13 protein-coding genes are annotated in these 18,125 nt (G+C 68.3%); 5 read left to right on the top strand and 8 right to left on the bottom strand.

What is annotated here, in order from left to right; all coding sequences use genetic code 11:
• Positions 1 to 9: 9 nt before the first annotated feature.
• Positions 10 to 777, bottom strand: coding sequence for a gamma-glutamyl-gamma-aminobutyrate hydrolase family protein (locus tag M8009_RS12195; RefSeq protein WP_250061478.1), 768 nt, complete (start codon positions 775 to 777; stop codon positions 10 to 12).
• Positions 778 to 1,034: 257 nt separating this feature from the next.
• On the opposite strand from M8009_RS12195, the gene M8009_RS12190 reads away from it, so the two are divergent.
• Positions 1,035 to 2,408: a glutamine synthetase family protein gene (locus M8009_RS12190; protein WP_250061476.1), complete on the top strand. Its 1,374-nt coding sequence runs from the start codon at positions 1,035 to 1,037 to the stop codon at positions 2,406 to 2,408.
• Between the two features lie 77 nt (positions 2,409 to 2,485).
• Here the strand turns inward: M8009_RS12190 and M8009_RS12185 are convergent, their stop codons facing one another.
• Positions 2,486 to 3,142 carry a GntR family transcriptional regulator gene (locus tag M8009_RS12185; RefSeq protein WP_250061474.1) on the bottom strand — a complete coding sequence of 219 codons (657 nt, stop codon included), beginning with the start codon at positions 3,140 to 3,142 and terminating at the stop codon, positions 2,486 to 2,488.
• A 146-nt stretch (positions 3,143 to 3,288) separates the two neighbouring features.
• Here M8009_RS12185 and M8009_RS12180 point away from each other — a divergent pair, with 146 nt between their 5' ends.
• Complete coding sequence (locus tag M8009_RS12180; protein WP_250061473.1) at positions 3,289 to 4,578, top strand: NAD(P)/FAD-dependent oxidoreductase; 1,290 nt, start codon at positions 3,289 to 3,291, stop codon at positions 4,576 to 4,578.
• Between the two features lie 45 nt (positions 4,579 to 4,623).
• Positions 4,624 to 6,111 carry a Na+/H+ antiporter NhaC family protein gene (locus tag M8009_RS12175; protein WP_250061471.1) on the top strand — a complete coding sequence of 496 codons (1,488 nt, stop codon included), beginning with the start codon at positions 4,624 to 4,626 and terminating at the stop codon, positions 6,109 to 6,111.
• Between the two features lie 171 nt (positions 6,112 to 6,282).
• Here the strand turns inward: M8009_RS12175 and M8009_RS12170 are convergent, their stop codons facing one another.
• Both M8009_RS12170 and M8009_RS12165 read right to left on the bottom strand, forming a co-directional pair.
• Positions 6,283 to 6,882 (bottom strand): glycine zipper 2TM domain-containing protein, encoded by a 600-nt coding sequence (locus tag M8009_RS12170; protein ID WP_250061469.1) that lies wholly within the window; start codon positions 6,880 to 6,882, stop codon positions 6,283 to 6,285.
• A 306-nt stretch (positions 6,883 to 7,188) separates the two neighbouring features.
• Positions 7,189 to 8,394: a glycine cleavage T C-terminal barrel domain-containing protein gene (locus M8009_RS12165; protein WP_250061467.1), complete on the bottom strand. Its 1,206-nt coding sequence runs from the start codon at positions 8,392 to 8,394 to the stop codon at positions 7,189 to 7,191.
• 236 nt (positions 8,395 to 8,630) lie between these two features.
• Here M8009_RS12165 and M8009_RS12160 point away from each other — a divergent pair, with 236 nt between their 5' ends.
• Positions 8,631 to 11,198, top strand: coding sequence for a GcvT family protein (locus tag M8009_RS12160; protein ID WP_250061465.1), 2,568 nt, complete (start codon positions 8,631 to 8,633; stop codon positions 11,196 to 11,198).
• Positions 11,199 to 11,202: 4 nt separating this feature from the next.
• On the opposite strand, the gene M8009_RS12155 is transcribed toward M8009_RS12160, so the two are convergent.
• A complete protein-coding gene (locus tag M8009_RS12155) occupies positions 11,203 to 12,240 on the bottom strand; it encodes a GlxA family transcriptional regulator (protein ID WP_250061463.1) in 1,038 nt (345 codons plus the stop codon).
• 209 nt (positions 12,241 to 12,449) lie between these two features.
• Between M8009_RS12155 and M8009_RS12150 the strand changes: the two genes are divergently transcribed.
• A complete protein-coding gene (locus tag M8009_RS12150) occupies positions 12,450 to 14,177 on the top strand; it encodes a formate--tetrahydrofolate ligase (RefSeq protein ID WP_250061461.1) in 1,728 nt (575 codons plus the stop codon).
• A 2-nt stretch (positions 14,178 to 14,179) separates the two neighbouring features.
• On the opposite strand, the gene M8009_RS12145 is transcribed toward M8009_RS12150, so the two are convergent.
• The 3 genes from M8009_RS12145 to M8009_RS12135 form a co-directional block, all read right to left on the bottom strand.
• On the bottom strand, positions 14,180 to 15,472 hold the full coding sequence (locus M8009_RS12145; protein WP_250061459.1) for an NAD(P)/FAD-dependent oxidoreductase: 1,293 nt from the start codon (positions 15,470 to 15,472) through the stop codon (positions 14,180 to 14,182).
• Between the two features lie 152 nt (positions 15,473 to 15,624).
• Positions 15,625 to 16,698, bottom strand: a complete 1,074-nt coding sequence (locus M8009_RS12140) for an ABC transporter substrate-binding protein (protein ID WP_250061457.1) — start codon at positions 16,696 to 16,698, stop codon at positions 15,625 to 15,627.
• Positions 16,699 to 16,755: 57 nt separating this feature from the next.
• Positions 16,756 to 18,123, bottom strand: a complete 1,368-nt coding sequence (locus tag M8009_RS12135) for a glutamine synthetase family protein (RefSeq protein ID WP_250061455.1) — start codon at positions 18,121 to 18,123, stop codon at positions 16,756 to 16,758.
• Positions 18,124 to 18,125: the final 2 nt, after the last annotated feature.

Here is an 18,125-nt window from a genome sequence, read left to right as displayed (position 1 = left end):
GTGACGGCCTCAGGCGTCGACGGCGGGTACCGGCATGCGGGCGCTGCGATGGGCCTGGCAAGCCGCGGCGAAGGCCCCGAACAGGGCGTCGTAGAGCGGGTGCTCACGGGGCTTCCATTCGGGGTGCCACTGCACCGCCAGGGCGAAGCCAGGCGCACCGGCGACCGAGATCGCCTCGATCTGGCCGTCCGGGGCCAAGGCCTCGGCGACGAGCCCCGGACCCAGCTCGGCGATGCCCTGCTGGTGCAGCGAGTTGACCCGGGACGCCGACTCGGGATGGAGCGCGGCGAGCCGTCCCCCGGGCAGGATGGACAGGTCGTGGGAGGGCGCATACTTGGCGTCGCGATCGCCCTCGGGCTCGCGGTGGTCGAGGCGCCCGGGGACCTGCTGCAGGGCCTGGTGAAGGGTGCCGCCGAAGGCCACGTTGAGCTCCTGGAAGCCGCGACAGATGCCCAGCAGCGGCAGCCCCAGGTCCAGGGCGGCGGGAATCCAGCCGAGCGCCGCGGCATCGCGGTGGGTATCGTCCCGGGTGTTCTCCGGCGCACGTTCGGCACCGTAACGCTGCGGCTCGACGTTGGTGTAGCTGCCGGTGAGCAGCAGGCCATCCAGCGATGCCAGCAGCTCGCCCTCGACCGCGTCCTCCCACACCGGCAGGATCACCGGCGCCAGGCCATAGTCGCGCAGGGCAGAGAGGTACTTGTCGGTGACCATGTGCGCGGGGTGGCCTTCCACCTCGCGCCGGCAGGCAATCACGCCTACCAGGGGTCGAGTGCGCATGGCGGTCTCCTCGAAACACGCGTAGTGATTGTTATGCTTTGCTCAACATATCGCCGTTGATTAACCTTGCCAACCCCTGTCGACACCCTGTCGCTACCTATACGGCTTAAATAGCTGTAATAATTAGATATAATTGAAACCACAATGTCCGAAAGGCCGCCAGATCCTGGTGAGATACGTAAAAGATTTGACAACATGGGTGTGTGCTTTAAAGATGACAGCCATCGAACAATGAACCTAAGCCGATAGGTGGCCCCATGTCCTCCCCAGCCGATGAAGCCCGCGACTTCCTCGACCGCCATCCCGACGTGGACAGCGTCGACCTGCTGATCAGCGACCTGAACGGCGTGCTGCGCGGCAAGCGCATCCCCCGCGACAACCTCGAGAAGGCCTTCCGTGACGGGGTCAACCTGCCGGCCTCGGTGTTCGCCCTGGATATCCTGGGCAACACCATCGAGGCCACGGGCCTTGGCCTCTCGATCGGCGACAGTGACCGGGTCTGCCGCCCGGTGGCGGGCAGCCTGATGCCGAGCCCCTGGCTGCGTGACGCCCGCCAGGCGCAGCTGCTGATGACCATGACCGAGGCCGACGGGGCGCCCTTCTTCGCGGACCCCCGCCAGGTGCTCGCCCGGGTGCTGGAACGCTTGCGTCGCGCCGGGCTGACGCCGGTGGTGGCCGTGGAGATGGAGTTCAGTCTCGTCGACCGCCGCCGGGACGCCCTGGGCATGGTCCAGCCGCCCTGCTCGCCGGCGACCGGCGAGCGCGCCGCGCAGAGCCAGCTCTACTCGATCAACGAGCTCGACGAGTATGCCGAGTTGCTCGAGGAGATCCATGCCGCCGCCCGGACCCAGCAGCTGCCGCTGGACACCGCCCTCAAGGAGTGCGCACCGGGACAGTTCGAGATCAACCTGATCCACTGCGATGATGCCCTCGCGGCCTGCGACAGCGCGGTGCTGCTCAAGCGCCTGATCAAGGGCGTGGCCCTGCACCATGGCTTCGAGGCCACCTTCATGGCCAAGCCCTATGGCCAGGAGGCCGGCAATGGCACCCACGTCCATATCAGCCTGCTCGACGAGGCCGGGAACAACGTCTTCGCGGCCGAGGACGGCGCCCCGCTCGGCACGCCGCAGATGCAGCACGCCGTGGCCGGGCTGCTCGAGCTGATGCCGGCCTCGATGGCGCTCTTCGCCCCCAACCTCAACTCCTTCCGCCGCTTCCAGCCCGGGCTCTATGTGCCCATGGCCCCGACCTGGGGCTACGATAACCGTTCGGTGGCGCTGCGCATCCCCTCGGGGCCCAACGCGGCGCGGCGCATCGAGCACCGGGTGGCCGGCGCCGACGTCAATCCCTACCTGCTGCTGGCCACCCTGCTCGGCGCCATCGACCACGGGCTTAAGCAGCGCCTGACGCCACCGCCGGCCATCACCGGCAACGCCTATGACCAGGTTGCGCCCAGCCTGACCAACAGCTGGCGACAGGCCCTGGACCTGCTGGAGCAGAGCGAGCCCCTGGCCGAGGCGCTGGGCGCGGACTTCCTCGCGGTCTTCCTGGCCAACCGCCGTGCCGAGCGGGACCTGGCCATGCAGGCGGTCAGCAAGCTCGAGTACGACTGGTACCTGCGCCATGTGTGACCTGCGGTATCGCTCGCCATGACCGCCGAGGGACCCTCCTCGAGCCGTCGAATGACCGCTACGCCGGCCTGGCAAGCCTACTCGTCGAGGAGGCGCATTCCCTGTTCGATATCGGCGGCAATGGCGTTGCAGAAGCCCTCCCTGTCTCCACGGGACAGGGCCTGGGTCACGTCACGATGATGGTCATCGGCGATGCTTGATGCGCCCCAGCGAGTCCCGATCTGTCGCATGCTGGGCCCGTACTGCAGCCAGAGGAGCTCGACCAGGGGCAGCAGCACACAGGAGTGGCTGCGTCGATAGATCAGGAAGTGGAAGCGATGATTGCCCCGCATGTACGCCTGCATATCGCCGGCCTCGATGGCCGCATTGATCCGAGCATCGATGCCCTCGAGCTCAGCCAGATCCTCGGCGGCCAGCCGGGGGAAGGCCTGGCGGGAGACTTCGGTCTCGAGGCTCTTGCGCGCAAACAGCACCTCGTGAAAGCGCTCGCGGCTCAGTTCGGGGACCCGGATCTTGCGGCTGTCGGAGAAGACCAGTGCCCCCTCCGTCACCAGCCAGCGCACGGCCTCACGGGCGGGCATCGCGCTGGTACCGTACTCGGTGGCGATACGGCGTATCGAGATCACGTCTCCCGGCGCAAAATCCCCCTCGCAGAGCCTCGTCCGCAGTTCCCGATGCAGTCGGGTGGCGGCGGTATCCGGCGAGAACCCTTCGCCCTGTATCTGTTGCTCCATCGGCCTGCCATGTCGTCGTCATACACCCCGCCAGCATACCCCAAACAGGCGCCACTGCGGCTCCGTCCCGCACCGGGTTGCCACTATCATGAGCCCCTGCTAGTGTGATCACACATATGTGATCACACCTTACAGCGAGCATCGTCATGGCCCAATCGCGCCCCCCGTCCTACTACTCCGCGTCCATCTTCAGCGAATCCGATTACCCTGTCCTCGAGGGCAATCACCGGGTCGACGTCGCCATCGTGGGTGGCGGCTTCACGGGCATGGCCACGGCCGTCGAGCTGAGCGAACGGGGCTATCGGGTGGCGGTGGTCGAGGCGAACAAGATCGGCTGGGGAGCCAGTGGACGCAACGGCGGCCAGGTCACCGGCAGCCTGTCCGGCGAAGATGCCATGCGCCGCCAGATGCGTCGCACCCTGGGCAATGAAGCTGCCGATTTCGTCTGGGATCTCCGCTGGCGCGGCCAGCGCATTATTCGCGAACGTGTCGAGAAATACGCCATTCCCTGCGACCTCAAGCACGGCCATCTCCAGGCGGCCTACCAGCCGAGCCATCTGAAGGCACTGCAACGGGACTACGAGGCCTCTCAGTCCCACTGGATCGGCGAACATGTCCATTGGCTGGACAAGGCAGGGGTCGAAGACGTGCTCGGCACGCGGCTCTACCATGGCGCCCTGCGCAACGACTACAACATGCATCTCCACCCGCTGAACCTCTGCCTGGGCGAGGCCCGGGCAGCGGCAAGCCTGGGGGCCAGGATCTTCGAAGCGTCACCCGTGGTGGAGGTTGTGCACGGTGAATCCCCGGCCGTCATCGGCGAGCATGGCCGCGTTCAGGCCGATAGCGTGATCCTTGCCGGCAACGCCTACCACCACCTCGAGCGCCGGCGGCTCGGTGGCAAGCTCTTCCCCGCCTCACTCGGCATCGTCACGACCGCCCCGCTGGACGAGGCCACCGCCAACGCGATCAACCCCCAGGACCTGGCCGTCTACGATACCCGCTTCGTGCTGGACTATTACCGCCTAACCGCCGACCGGCGGCTGCTCTTCGGGGGCGGCGCCAACTACTCGGGAAGGACGTCAGACGACATCGCCGCCGAGCTGCGCCCGCGGCTGGAGCATACCTTCCCACAGCTCGAGGGCGTGGCGCTCGACTTCCAGTGGCAAGGACTCGCCGGGATCGTGATCAACCGCGTGCCGATGCTCGGCAAGCTCTCCCCCCACGTCTACTACGCCCAGGGCTACTCCGGGCACGGCATCGCCACCTCGCACCTCGTCGGCGAGATCCTCGCCGAGGCGGTCGACGGCAACATGCGGGAGTTCGATGCCTTCGCCAATGTCCGTCACTGGCGTGTCCCGTTCAGCGACCGTCTCGGCAACACCCTGCTGGCCGCCGGCATGTGGTACTACCAGCTGCTGGAACGCCTGCGCTGACCCACCCCACCACCCTCACACAATGACAAGATCGAGGAGGTCTCCATGGAAGCCAACGACAAGGTGATCAAGCAGGGTGCCCGCCCGTGGCACCGCTGGATGGTCATGATATTGCTCGCTGTCGCATTGGCCGCCGTCGTCAGTGCCGTGGTCGGCACCAGCGGTGCCGAATCCATCGACGGGCCGTTGATCCTGGTCCCGACGGGGCTCGTTCTGCTGCTTGCACTGTTGTCCAGGCGCGCGCTTGAACCACTGGTTTTCGGTGCCTTCGCCGGCACCCTGATGATGGATCCCACGAATGCGCTGAGCAGCCTCTCCGAGAGCCTGATGAGCGTGATGACCGACGAGGATGTCGCCTGGGTCATCATGGTCTGCGGCCTGATGGGCAGCATCATCGCCCTCCTGCTGAAATCGGGCTCGTCCCAGGCCTTCGCCCGGGCCATGATGCGCTATACGACCGACAAGCCCCGTGCCTTGATGGGCTGCTGGTGCATGGGGATCGTGCTGTTCGTCGACGACTACCTCAACTCGCTGGCCGTAGGAACCTCGATGCGCAGGATCACGGACCACTTCAAGACATCGCGCGAGATGCTGGCCTACGTCATCGACTCCACCGCAGCACCGATCAGCGTCCTTATCCCCATTTCCACCTGGGCGGTATTCTTCGGCGCCCTGATCGAGAAGAACGGCGTCGCCGCGGACGGCCAAGGCGTGATTACCTATATCCAGGCCATCCCCTTCATGTTCTACCCGTGGATTGCCGTGGCCATGGTGCCGCTGGTCATCTACGGCAAGATCCCGCTGATCGGGCCGATGAAGATCGCGGAACGCCGCGCCGAGCGACAGGGTCAATGCGTGCCCCCGGGGGCCGAGCACATCGACGAGGACATTGCCCACCTCGAGGCGGATGCCAGGCACAAAGGCAGCGTCTGGTCCTTCCTGCTGCCCATGGCTTCCCTGGCCTTCTTCACCTGGTGGTTCGACCTGGATTTCCTGATGGGCATCTTCATCACCCTGGCCGGGATGATCGTGACCTTCATCGCCCTGAAGAAGCTGTCCGCCAGCGAGACCTTCGACAATATCGTCGAGGGCTTCAAGTCGATGATCGATGCCCTGGCCGTGCTGGTGGCGGCCTTCCTGTTCAATGAGGTCAATACGGCGCTGGGGCTCAACGAGTACATCATCACCACCGTAGAACCGCTGATCTCCGCCGAGCTGTTGCCCTTCATCATCTTCAGCATCATGGGCTTCGTGTCCTTCGCCACCGGCTCGAACTGGGGCGTGTTCGTGATCATCCTGCCCATCGTCGCTACCCTGGGACACAACCTGGGCGCCGACATGACGCTGGTGATCGGGGCCACCCTGTCGGCCAGCACCTTCGGTAGCCATGCCTGTTTCTATTCGGATGCCACGGTGCTGACCTCCCAGGCCAGCGGCTGCACCCCCTTCCAGCACGCCTTCACCCAGCTGCCCTACGCGGCACTGGCGGGGATCCTGGCCGCCGGCGCCTACCTGGTGCTCGGCTACCTGTGAACGAGGAGGTCTCGCCTTGAACGATGCCCTCCTGAGCAACTTCTGGGCCGACAGCGCTCCCGGCGACGCCGGCCCACGCCCCGGATGCCTGAGGCGCCTTGCCCCCGACAACGACAGCGCCCCGGCTATCACTGGCCGGGGCGCTCTCATTCGCGATGCATCAAGGTTCGTTCAGCCCTCCTGCGAGGCAACGGCATCCCACTGCGGACGCCCCTTCTCGAGCAGTACCCGGTCGCCCTGGGGCGGGCTGTCCAGACGGCTGGTCTCGACCGACTCGCCGTGGCGCCAGGTGACCTCGTAGCCCTCGGTCTCCTGACGGGTGTCGACCACGGTGCGGCACTCCTGACGGGTGGTGGTGCGCGGCTGGGACTGCGCCGCCTGGGCATGCTGGCGCGCCTCCACCCGCTCCTGGACCTCGCGTCCGGCCAGGCCGCCGCCGATGGCGCCGGCCACCGTGGCGATCTTCTTGCCGCTGCCGCCGCCGATCTGGTTGCCGAGCAGGCCGCCGACGATGGCCCCGGCCGCGGTGCCCACCACGCGATGGGGATCACGACTGGCGCCCTGCCCCGTCGGGGCGTCCGGCGGCAGCTGCACGACCACCTCCTCGCACACCTCGCGAGGGGTCTCCACGGTGCGCGTCAGGGTCTCCACATTGGTAATCTCGGCGTACTCGGGGCCACGCTGCTGCTCCTGGATCTGCCAGGCCCCGAAGGCCAACCCGCCCAGCCCCAGTACGGCCAGGGTGGAACCTATCACGATCGACTTGCTCATCTTTCACCTCCTGGAGGACGCTGCCGCGCCTCTTCATGATCACGAGGCTCCGGGAGATGCGTGACGGAAAAGGGGGCGATGGTGGGGCGCGTCCTGCGCCCCTCGAGAATCGCCCTCAGTATAAGCCCCGCGATGCAGGACTTCAGTGGGGTGCCATGGGTTTCACATTTCCTGACCTGCCGTCACCGAATGGCGACAACTGCGGCGATCAGGCCGGCGGCTCACCGGCTGGGGTGGCGGCCTGCGCATCGGCCTCCTGCATGCCGACGATGGGCAGCAGTTCAAAGCGGGTCGCCACCATCTTCCTCACCCCTTGGGAATCGCCTTGGCGGGGTCATGGAAGGGCTTCTCCACCACCCGGGCCTCCTGCAGGCCGGTATTGGCCTCGATGCGCAGCGCCGTGCCAAGCTCGGCATGCTCGACCGGCAGCATGGCATAGCCGATATTGCGCTCCTGGCGTGGCGAGCGGGTGGCCGAAGTCACCTTGCCGATGCGCGCGCCCCCCTCGTCGAACACCGGGAAGACATCGATCATCGCGCCATCGGTGAAGTAGCCGACGCTGGGGCCGTCGATCTCCACCCCCACCAGCTTGCGCGTCACGCCCTCGGCCTTGATGCGCTCCAGGGCGGCGCGGCCGATGAAGTCGTCGTCGCCGCGCAGGTCGACCATCCAGTCGTAACCCATGCCCACCTCGAAGGGGTTGGTGTCGTACCAGATGTCGCAGCCGAAGGCGAGGATGCCCCCCTCGATGCGGCGGATGTGGCAGGGGCCGATCACCTGCATGTCGTGGGGCCGGCCGGCCTCGAAGACCCGCTGCCACAGCGCCTCGCCGAAGCGGCTGGCCTCGCGCAGGTAGATCTCGTAGCCGATCTCCCCGGAGTAGCCGGTGCGCGAGATCACCACCGACATGCCGTCGAGCTCGGCTTCCATCAGGTGGTAGTAGGGCATGCTCAGCACCGCCTCGCCGAACAGGTCGACCATCACCGCCTTGGCCCTGGGGCCCTGGACCTGCACCGGCGCCACGTCGACCTCCTGGAGGGTGACGTCGAGGCCCGAGTTGACCGCCAGCCCCTGGCACCACAGCAGGATGTCGCTGTCGGCCAGCGACAACCAGAAGCGGTTCTCCTCGATGCGCAGCAGCACCGGGTCGTTGAGGATACCGCCGTCGGGGGCGGTGACGAAGACGTACTTGCACTGCCCCACCTGGCAGTGGCGCATGTCGCGGGGGACCAGCCGCTGGGTAAAGGCGAAGGCGTCGGGGCCGCTGATCTCGATCTGACGCTCGACGCCGACATCCCACAGGGTCACGCCCTCTACCAAGGCCCAGTACTCGTCCACCGGGTCGGTGTAGAGGCGCGGATGGTAGTGGTGGTTGTAGACGCTGTACTTGCGCACCCCGTGCCGGCGCGAGGCGTAGAAGAAGGGTGACTTGCGGATGCGCGGGTAGAGCAGGATCTCCGGCGCCGATGGGGTGTTCTGAGTGCTCTGGATGCTCTCGATGGCCTGGGTCATGACCGCCTCCTCGAGTGTCGCTGTGGCGGGGGCCGACGCCCGCCGGCCGCCCTTGCCTTCGACACTAGTCCCGGTGCCGATCGCCCATCTCGCTGTGGGCGTCGAGCTCTTAGGCGTGGGCGACAGGGCCGCCCGCGGCCTGTCGCCGCCAGGCAAGGGGGCGTCGCCGCGGGACAGCGTGACTCCCGGGGCCTGCCTTATCCTGCGGGAAAACCCTCGCAGTGAGGAGAACGCTCATGGCGGCACTACCCTCGCAGGCAGACGCGGTGATCATCGGCCTGGGCGGCATCGTCGGCGCCTCGGTGGCCCATCACCTGATCGAGCTGGGCTGGACGAACCTGGTGGGCCTCGAGACATCCGCCCTCCCCTCGGACATCGGCTCCACCGCCCACGCCTCCGACTTCTGCTTCATGACCTCCCACGACCGGCTCTCCTGCTACACGACCACCTACAGCCAGCGCTTCTATGAGGCCCTGGGGCACTACCACAAGATCGGCGGGCTGGAGATCGCCCGGGTCGGGGACGAGCCGCGCCTGGCCGAGCTGCAGCGCAAGGTTGCCTCGGGCAAGGCCTTCGGTACCCGGGTGCGCATGGTCGATGCCGACGAGGTGGTGGCGCGCTTCCCGCTGCTGGATCGCGCCCAGGTATTGGGCGGCATGTGGGACCCCGACGCCGGCCTGGTGATCCCGCGCTCCCAGCGGGTAGCCGGCGAGCTGATCGAGCGCGCCGTGGCGGGCGGCCAGCTGCACGCCTTCGCCGAGACCCCGGCACTGGACATCGACGTCCGAGACGGCCGGGTGTGCGGCGTCGAGACGCCCAGGGGCTATGTCGCCACCCCGCGGGTGATCGTCACCTCGGGCATCTGGGGCCCGATCCCCGCGGCCATGGGCGGTGCGGCCCTGCCGCTGATGCCGGTGGAGCATCCGCTGCTGTTCTTCGGCCCCTTCGAGACCTTCGCCGGCAGCGGCAAGGAGATCGGTTACCCACTGCTGCGCGACCAGGGCAACTCCGCCTACATGCGCGATACCGGCGACCCGACCAGCACCGAGGGCGGCCAGCTGGAGTGGGGCTACTACGAGTCCCGCGAGCCGCGGCTGGTGGATCCTCGCGCCATCCTTGAACGCGACCGGGCGCGCCTCTCGCCCTCCATGCGCGACCTGGAGCTGGAGCAGGTGGCCGAGGCCTTCGAACGGGCCATCGAACTCGCCCCCGTGCTCGGCGAGCTGGGCTGGGACGAGAAGCACTCCTTCAACGGCCTGCTCTCGGTCACCTCGGACGGCGGCCCCCTGGTGGGCGAGTCGCCGGAGACCCGCGGCCTGTGGTTCTGCGAGGCCGTCTGGGTCAAGGACGGCCCCGGCATGGGCAAGCTGCTCGCCGACTGGCTGACCCAGGGCCGCCCCGAGCTCGACCCCTGCGGCATCGACATCGCGCGCTTCTACCCGGTGCAGAAGACCCCTCACCACGTCGAGGGCCGCTGCCGGGAGATCGCGCGCAAGATCTACGACCCGCCGGTGCACCCCCGCGAGCCCTTCGAGAGCGGCCGCGACCTGCGCCGCGGCCCCTTCTGGCACCGCGAGCGCGAGCTCGGCGGCATCTTCATGGAGGCCGCCGGCTGGGAGCGCGCCCATGGCTACGCCGCCAACGAGAGGCTGCTGGAGCGCTATGCCGAGCGGGTACCCGAGCGTCCGGCCGAGTGGGACGCCCGCCACTTCTGGCGGGTCTCCAACGCCGAGCACCTGGCGCTTTCCGACGACGTGGGCATGATCAACCTCTCCCACTTCGCCATCTACGATATTTCGGGCCGCGATGCCGAGGCGCTGCTGGAGTGGCTCTCGGTGGCCCGGGTGGGCGGCGACACCCCCATCGGCAAGGGGGTCTATACCCACTTCCTGGACGCCGCCGGCGGCGTCCACTCGGACCTCACCATCGTGCGCCTGGGCCTGGATAGCTGGCGGGTGATCTGCGGCGGCGACACCGGCCACCGCGACCTGGTGTGGATCACCCGCCGCGCCGAGGCGGCCGGCCTGACCCGCTGGCAGCTGGAGGATCGCAGCGACGGCCTGGCCACCCTGGGCCTGTGGGGCCCCAACGCCCGTCGCACGCTGCAGGCCCTGGCGGACGAGCCCGAGGGGCTCGACGACGCCCGCTTCCCCTTCGCCACCGCCCGCGAGATCCGCCTCCAGGGGCTGCCGGTATGGGCCTTTCGCATCTCCTATGTGGGCGAGCAGGGCTGGGAGCTCTATGTACCCTTCAGCTACGGCCTGGCGCTCTGGGACCGGCTGTTCGACGCCGGGGTGACGCCGGTGGGCATCGAGACCTATGCCAGCAGTCGCCGCCTGGAGAAGAGCCTGCGGCTGCAGAACGTCGACCTGCTCACCGACTACAACCTCGTCGAGGCGGGCCTGGCACGGCCCAAGGTGAAGGCCGCGGACTTCCACGGCAAGGCCGCCTACCTGGAACAGCGCAGCCGCGAGCGGCAGCCCGCCACGCTCTGCACCCTGGTGATGGAGGCCCACCATGACGCCAGCGGTGCCCCGCGCTTCCCGGTCGGCCAGTCACCGCTGCTCGACCCGGAGAGCGGCGAGGTGCCGGTGGACGCCCTGGGCCGGCGCTCCTACGTGACCAGCATCGCTTATGGCCCCTCGCTTGGGCGCAACATCGCCCTGGCCTATCTGCCCGCTGACTACGCCGAGGAGGGGAAGGCCCTGCTGCTGGAGTACTTCGCCGAACACTACCCGATGCGGGTGGCGGCGGTAGGCTACCGGGCCCTCTATGATCCGGAGAACGCCCGGCCACGAGGCTGAGGCCTCAGTCGCCCGGCAGCGAGTCGACCGGCACCGGGTCGTCTGGAAGAGCCAGTTCGGCCTGGCGCTGCTGACGGCGCTTGCGCTCGCCGCTCGGCGAGTGGCCGAAGTGGTCGTGGTAGCACTTGGTGAAGTGGGGCGGCGAGACGAAGCCGCAGGCCAGCGCCACCTCGGTGATCGGCATGTGGGTCTGCTGCAGCAGCAGCCGCGACCGGGCCAGGCGCAGCTCCAGGTAGTACTTGAGTGGCGAGCAACCCACGTAGCGCTGGAAGAGACGCTCCAGCTGGCGACGCGACAGCCCGGCATAGCGGGCCAGCTCGTCCAGCGCCAGTGGCTCCTGGAGGTTGGCCTCCATCAGGGTGGCCACTTCCTCCAGCTTGGGATGGCTGTGCCCCAGGCGCACCCGCAGCGGGCTGCGCTGGCGGTCACCCACGCCGCGGATGCGCTCGTGGATGAACTCCTCGGCGATCGCCTCGGCCAGCGCCAGCCCCTGCTGGCGGCCGATCAGGTTGAGCATCATGTCCAGGGGCGCGATGCCGCCCGAGCAGGTATAGCGGTCGCGATCCATGACGAACAGCTGCGAGGTGAAGGTCACCTCGGGGAAGCGCCGCGCCTCGTGGAGGCTGCCGATATGCTCCCAGTGCAGGGTGCAGCGATAGCCGTCGAGCAGTCCCGCCCGGGCCAGCACATAGCCCCCGGTGCACACGGCGCCCAGGGGGATGCGTCGCTCGGCCAGGCGCCTGAGCCAGGCAAGCGTCGCGCGATCGCAGTGCGCCTGCACCTCCACCCCACCGCACACCAGCAGCAGGTCCAGTTGCGGCATGGGCTCCAAGGCCTGGTCTACCGCCGTGGGCAGGCCGCTGCTGGCCGTCACCGCGGTGCCATCGCGGCTCACCAGGTGCCAGGTGTAGAGGGTACGGTCGGCCAGGTGGTTGGCCATGCGCAGCGGCTCAAGCGCCGCAGAGAAGGCGAGCTGCGAGAACCCGGACAGCAGCAGGAAGCCGATGTCATGGTGGTCCTTGGCCGGGACTGGAGCCTCCATCACCCCTCCTTCCCCTCGCCGGCGCAGGGTCGCGCGACGTTGTCATCAGGGATAGTCCATTCTTTCGACTCTCGACAAGGACCGACGCTCCCCGCGGCGTGTCGCTGCGCCCAAGGCCGCGGACGTCGACAGGCAAAAACGCCGCGCCAGGCGCACGATACTGAACGGAACGCGACGCATGACCCGCCGACCTCCAGGAGGAGAGACCGATGGCACCTCAAGCGACCGAACAGGCCACGTCCCGGCCCGCCGACAACCTGAGCATCGCCCGCGCGGTGCGCCTCTGGCCCATCGAGGAGATCGCCCATCGCCTGGGCCTGTCCGGCGAGGCAGTTGAACCCTACGGCCGAGGCATCGCCAAGCTCGACCTCTCGGCCATGGCGGCCCTGGCCGAACGGCCGCGAGGGCGCTACGTGGTGGTGACCTCGATGACCCCCACCCCGCCCGGCGAGGGCAAGACCACCACCGCCATCGGCCTGGTGCAGGGCCTGCAGCGCCTCGGCCATACCGCCAGCGTGGCCCTGCGCCAGCCCTCCATGGGACCCACCCTGGGGCTCAAGGGCGGCGCCACCGGCGGCGGCTACAGCCAGGTGCTGCCCATGGAGCGCATCAACCTGCACCTGACCGGCGACCTCCATGCGGTGGGAGCTGCGCACAACCTGCTGGCGGCCATGGTCGACAACCACCTGCACCACCGCCTGGCGCCCGAACTGGATCCCCGCGAGGTGCGCTGGCAGCGCGTCATCGACCTCAACGACCGCGCCCTGCGCCACCTGGTAATGGGCCTCGGCGGGCGCGGCGACGGGATCCCCCGTCAGGGCGGCTTCGAGATCACCGCCGCCTCGGAGGTGATGGCGGTGCTGGCGCTGGCCGACTCCCTGGTCGACCTGCGCCGACGCCTGGGACGGCTGATCGTGGGGCTGGACCGCGACGGCGAGCCGGTCACCGCCGAGCAGGTCGGCGCCGCCGGCGCCATGACGGTGCTGCTCAAGGAGGCGCTCAAGCCCAACCTGCTGCAGACCCTGGAGCACGCCCCGGCGCTGATCCACGCCGGCCCCTTCGGCAACATCGCCCATGGCAACTCCTCGATCGTCGCCGACCGCATCGGCCTGCACGCCGCCGACTTCCTGGTCACCGAGGCGGGCTTCGGGGCCGACATGGGCGCCGAGCGCTTCTTCAACATCAAGTGCCGCGCCTCGGGCCTCGTCCCCGACGCCGCGGTGCTGGTGGTCACGGTACGCGCCCTCAAGTACCACAGCGGCCGCCACCGGGTGGTGCCCGGCCAGCCGCTGCCCGCCTCGCTGCTGCTGGAATCCCCCGACGAGGTGCGGGAGGGCGGCGCCAACCTGCTCAAGCAGATCGACAACGTGCGTGCCCACGGCCTCGACCCGGTGGTGGCGATCAATGCCTTCCCCGGCGACCACGAGAGCGAGGTTGCCGCCATCCGCGAACTGTGTGCCTCGGCGGGGGTGCGTGCCGAGGTCTCCAGCCATGTGCGCGACGGCGGCGAGGGGGCCCTGGCCCTGGCGGAGGCCGTCGCCGAAGCAGCCGAGGCCGGCGGCGACTTTCAGTACCTCTACCCCGCCGACCTGCCGCTGGCGGAGAAGATCGAGCGCATTGCCACCCGCCTCTACGGCGCCGAGGGGGTCGACTTCGCCCCCGGCACGCGCGAGCGGCTCGAGGCCTGGCAGCGCCAGGGCTACGGGGCGTTTCCGGTGTGCATCGCCAAGACGCACATGTCGCTGTCCTCCGACCCGGGACGGCTCGGCGCCCCCACGGGCTGGCGACTGCCGGTGCGCGAGGTGCGCCTCTCCGCCGGTGCCGGCTTCGTCTACGCCCTGGCCGGCGATATCCGCACAATGCCCGGATTCAGCGCCTCACCGGCCGCCACGCGGCTGGATATTGACGAGAAGGGCAATACCGTCGGGCTCTACTGAGCTCAGATCCCGAGGCGGTCGCGGGTGGAGTAGTACCAGGCGCCGATGGCCGAGAGCGGCACCCGCAGCAGGCGCCCGCCGGGAAACGGCAGGTGGGGCAGGCCGGCGAAGGCGTCGAAGCGCTCCTCGCGGCCCGTCATCACCTCGGCGATGAGCCGCCCGGCCAGGTGGGTACAGGTGACGCCATGCCCCGAGTAGCCCTGGGCATAGTAGACGTTGTCGTTGATCACCCCGAACTGGGGCAGGCGGTTGAGGGTCATCAGGAAGGTGCCGCTCCAGGCATAGTCCACCCTGACGTCGGCGAGCGACGGGAAGGTCGTGAGCATCTTGGGGCGAATGACCCCCGCGATGTCCGCCGGATCGCTGCCGCCGTAGTTGACGCCGCCGCCATAGAGCAGCCGGTTGTCACGGGTCAGCCGGAAGTAGTCCAGCAGGTAGTTGCAGTCCTCCACCGCCAGGCCATTGGGAATCAGTGAGCGCGCGCGCGCCTCGCCCAGCGGCTCGGTGGTGATGATCTGGGTGCCGCAGGGCATCGACTTGCCCTCGATCTCGGGCAGCACGCCCTTGAGGTAGGCGTTGCCGGCCATCACGACCCGCTCGGCCCGCACGCGGCCGCCAGCGGTGCGCACCACCACCGGCGCGCCGTGCTCCAGGCCGGTGACCGGTGAATATTCGAAGATGCGCCCGCCCAGCGACTCGAGGGCGGCGGCCTGGCCCAGCACCAGGTTGAGCGGGTGCAGGTGGCCGCCGCCGTGGTCCACCAGGGCACCGGTGTAGCGTTCGGTCTCGACCTCGCGCTTCACCGCCTCCCCTTCCAGCAGTTCGAGCTCCCGGTAGCCATAGCGCTCCCACAGCGCCTGGTGCTCGCGCAGCCCCTGCATCTGCCTGGCGTTGCAGGCGGCGAAGAGGTTGCCATCCCGCAGGTCGCAGTCGATGGCGTAGCGCTCGACCCGCTCGCGGATGATGCGATTGCCCTCGAAGGCCATGTCGCCCAGGGCGCGAGCGGTATCGGCGCCGTACTTCGACTCGATGACGTCCATATCACGGCTGTAGCTGTTGACGATCTGGCCACCGTTGCGACCCGAGGCGCCATAGCCGACCCTCACCGCCTCCAGCACCACCACCGAGAGACCGTGCTCGGCCAGGTGCAGGGCGGCGGAGATGCCGGTAAAGCCCGCCCCCACCACGCAGACGTCACAGCTCACCTCGCCCTCGAGGGCGGCACGCTCGGGGGCGTCGTTGGCGGTGGCGGCGTACCAGGACGCGGCGTGGTCGCGCTCGAATGAGACAGACATGGGACCCCCTTGATGGCAATTTTATTCAACATTAATTCCCCATGGTAGGCGCAATATCCTGGAAATGGCAATGAACCGCCATGGGATAATCACCAAAAAAAGACCGCCGGAGGGGAACCCCTCCGGCGGCGCCGGGGCACGGGGTGCCGGGATCAGCGGCTGCGCGCCTCGCTCCACAGCTCCTGGAGCAGCTCGAGCTCCTCACCGCTCACCGAGGGGGTGAAGTGCAGCCGCTGGCGGGCGGCGGCATCCGGCATCACCGGCGGTTCGCGCAGGGCATCATCCACCAGCGGCAGGGCCGCCTCGTTGGGGGTGGTGTAGAAGTTGTAGTTCGCCAGCCGCGCGGCCACCTCGGGACGCAGCAGGTACTCGATGAAGGCGCGCGCGGCCTCCGGGTTGGGCGCGCGCGCCGGGATCGCCAGCACGTCGACCCAGCGCTGGGAGCCTTCCTCGGGGATGAAGAAGCCCAGCTTGCCATAGGTCTCGGGGTCCTCGGCGCGCTTGCCGGCCAGGTCGCCGTTGTAGGCGATGCCGGCGTGGATCACCCCGTTGGCCACCTGCTCGATGGCCGCCGTAGCATCCACGAAGCCGACGAAGTTGTCGCGCTGGCGGGTCTCGATCACGCCCCGGGCCGCCTCGACCCAGGGAGCCTCGCCCACGCAGTCAAAGCCCTGGCCCTGGAAGGCACAGAGGGTGCCGAAGGTGAACTGAGCATCGCCCTTGAGCAGCGCGAAGGGGTAGTCGGCATTGACCTCGGGATCGTAGAGCAGCCCCCAGCTGGGCTCGGGCTCCGGCCAGGTCTCGCGGTTGTAGACCACGCCGGTCACCCCCCACAGGTAGGGCACCGTGTAGGCCCCCTCGGGGTCATAGCTCGGCGCGCGGAACTCGTCGAGGATAGCGTCATGGCCCTCGAGCCCCTCGCCCTCTTCTGCGAGCGGCCGGATCAGGCCGGCGTCGATCAGTCGCGGCACGAAGTAGTCCGAGGGCACGATCAGGTCGTACTGGGCATCGCCCCCGGCGGTGAGCTTGGAGAAGAGCTCGGCGTTCGAGTTGTAGTAGTTCTGCACCACCTCGATGCCCGTCTCCGCTTCGAAGGCGTCGATGATCGCCGGGTCCATGTAGTCCGACCAGTTGAACAGCCTCAGCTTGCCCTCCTCGGCCGTCGCCGCCAGGCTCACGGCCAGCAGGCCCAGGCCCGCCAACCGGGCACAGTGTCGCAGCAGCATCTCGTCCCCTCCCTGATGATGGTTAACCTCGATACGGGGCCGGACCCCGTCCCCGCACTATACCCGCAACAGCAGGTGCTCGCGTTCCCAGGAGCTGATCACCTGGAAGTAGGCGCGATGCTCGGCACGCTTGACCGCCAGGTAGCTGTGGGTGAAGCGCTCGCCGAGGATGTCGGCCAAGGGCTGGCAGTCGTGCAGCATGTCCAGCGCCGGGCCGATGTCGTCGGGCAGCTTGTTGCCGCCGGACCAGGCGGAGCCGACCATCGGCGGGCGCGGCTCGAGGCGGCCCAGCAAACCCAGGTAGCCGCAGGCCAGCGACGCCGCCATCACCAGGTAGGGGTTGGCATCGGCGCCCGCCAGGCGGTTCTCGACCCGGGTCGCCTCGGGGGGGGAGACCGGCACGCGCAGTCCCACGGTGCGGTTGTCCATGCCCCACTCCACGTTGATCGGTGCCGAGCCGCTGGTCTCGGTGCGCATCAGCCGGCGATAGGAGTTGACGTTGGGCGCCAGCAGCGGCATCACCGAGGGCAGGTAGCGCTGCAGGCCGCCGATGAAGTGGTGGAACAGCTTGCTGGGCTGGCCGTCCGCGTCGGCGAAGACGTTGTGCCCGTCCTTGGTGTCGAGCAGGCTCTGGTGGATGTGCATGGAGCTGCCCGGCTCATTGGCCATGGGCTTGGCCATGAAGGTGGCATAGATGCCGTGGCGCAGCGCGGTCTCGCGCAGGGTGCGCTTGAACATCACCACCTGGTCGGCGAGGGTCAAGGGGTCGCCATGCTGGAAGTTGACCTCCATCTGGCCGGCCCCCTCCTCGTGGATCAGGGTGTCCAGGTCCAGGTTCATGGCCTCGCAGTAGTCGTACATCTCCTCGAACAGCGGGTCGAACTCGTTGACCGCGTCGATGGAGAAGGACTGGCGGCTGCTCTCCTGGCGGCCAGTACGGCCGATCGGCGGCTCCAGGGGGTAGTCGGAATCGGTATTGGTCTTGACCAGGTAGAACTCCACCTCCGGGGCGATCACCGGGGTCCAGCCGCGGGCGGCGTAGAGCTCCAGCACCCGCTTTAGCACGTAGCGTGGCGCCAGCTCCACCGGCTCGCCGGTGAGGTAGAAACAGTCATGGATGATCTGCGCCGTGGGGTCCTCGGCCCAGGGCACCAGGTAGATGGCATTCGCGTCCGGCACCAGTTCCATGTCCCGCTCGGCGGGATTCCAGAAGCGGATGTCCTCGTCGTCGGGATAGCCGCCGGTGACGGTCTGGATGAAGATCGAGTCGGGCAGCCGCGGGCGACCGCCGTTGAGGTACTTGCCGGCGGGCATGATCTTGCCCTTGAGGATGCCGGTCAGGTCGCTGACCAGGCACTCGACCTCGGTGATGCCGTGATTCTGGAACCAGTCGTTGAGGAGCGGCTGTTCCTGTCGGTTACTCATGG

Origin of the sequence: Halomonas gemina, assembly GCF_023554995.1 — a bacterium.
GTDB classification, from domain to species: Bacteria; Pseudomonadota; Gammaproteobacteria; order Pseudomonadales; family Halomonadaceae; genus Halomonas; species Halomonas gemina.
The sequence above is the reverse complement of the archived record's forward strand: the minus strand, read 5'-3'. Positions and strand labels throughout refer to the sequence as shown.

Coding starts and splice junctions, on each gene's coding strand:
- M8009_RS12195 (WP_250061478.1), bottom strand. CDS start 777: ATGCGCACTCGACCCCTGGTAGGCGTGATTGCCTGCCGGCGCGAGGTG.
- M8009_RS12190 (WP_250061476.1), top strand. CDS start 1,035: ATGTCCTCCCCAGCCGATGAAGCCCGCGACTTCCTCGACCGCCATCCC.
- M8009_RS12185 (WP_250061474.1), bottom strand. CDS start 3,142: ATGGAGCAACAGATACAGGGCGAAGGGTTCTCGCCGGATACCGCCGCC.
- M8009_RS12180 (WP_250061473.1), top strand. CDS start 3,289: ATGGCCCAATCGCGCCCCCCGTCCTACTACTCCGCGTCCATCTTCAGC.
- M8009_RS12175 (WP_250061471.1), top strand. CDS start 4,624: ATGGAAGCCAACGACAAGGTGATCAAGCAGGGTGCCCGCCCGTGGCAC.
- M8009_RS12170 (WP_250061469.1), bottom strand. CDS start 6,882: ATGAGCAAGTCGATCGTGATAGGTTCCACCCTGGCCGTACTGGGGCTG.
- M8009_RS12165 (WP_250061467.1), bottom strand. CDS start 8,394: ATGACCCAGGCCATCGAGAGCATCCAGAGCACTCAGAACACCCCATCG.
- M8009_RS12160 (WP_250061465.1), top strand. CDS start 8,631: ATGGCGGCACTACCCTCGCAGGCAGACGCGGTGATCATCGGCCTGGGC.
- M8009_RS12155 (WP_250061463.1), bottom strand. CDS start 12,240: ATGGAGGCTCCAGTCCCGGCCAAGGACCACCATGACATCGGCTTCCTG.
- M8009_RS12150 (WP_250061461.1), top strand. CDS start 12,450: ATGGCACCTCAAGCGACCGAACAGGCCACGTCCCGGCCCGCCGACAAC.
- M8009_RS12145 (WP_250061459.1), bottom strand. CDS start 15,472: ATGTCTGTCTCATTCGAGCGCGACCACGCCGCGTCCTGGTACGCCGCC.
- M8009_RS12140 (WP_250061457.1), bottom strand. CDS start 16,698: ATGCTGCTGCGACACTGTGCCCGGTTGGCGGGCCTGGGCCTGCTGGCC.
- M8009_RS12135 (WP_250061455.1), bottom strand. CDS start 18,123: ATGAGTAACCGACAGGAACAGCCGCTCCTCAACGACTGGTTCCAGAAT.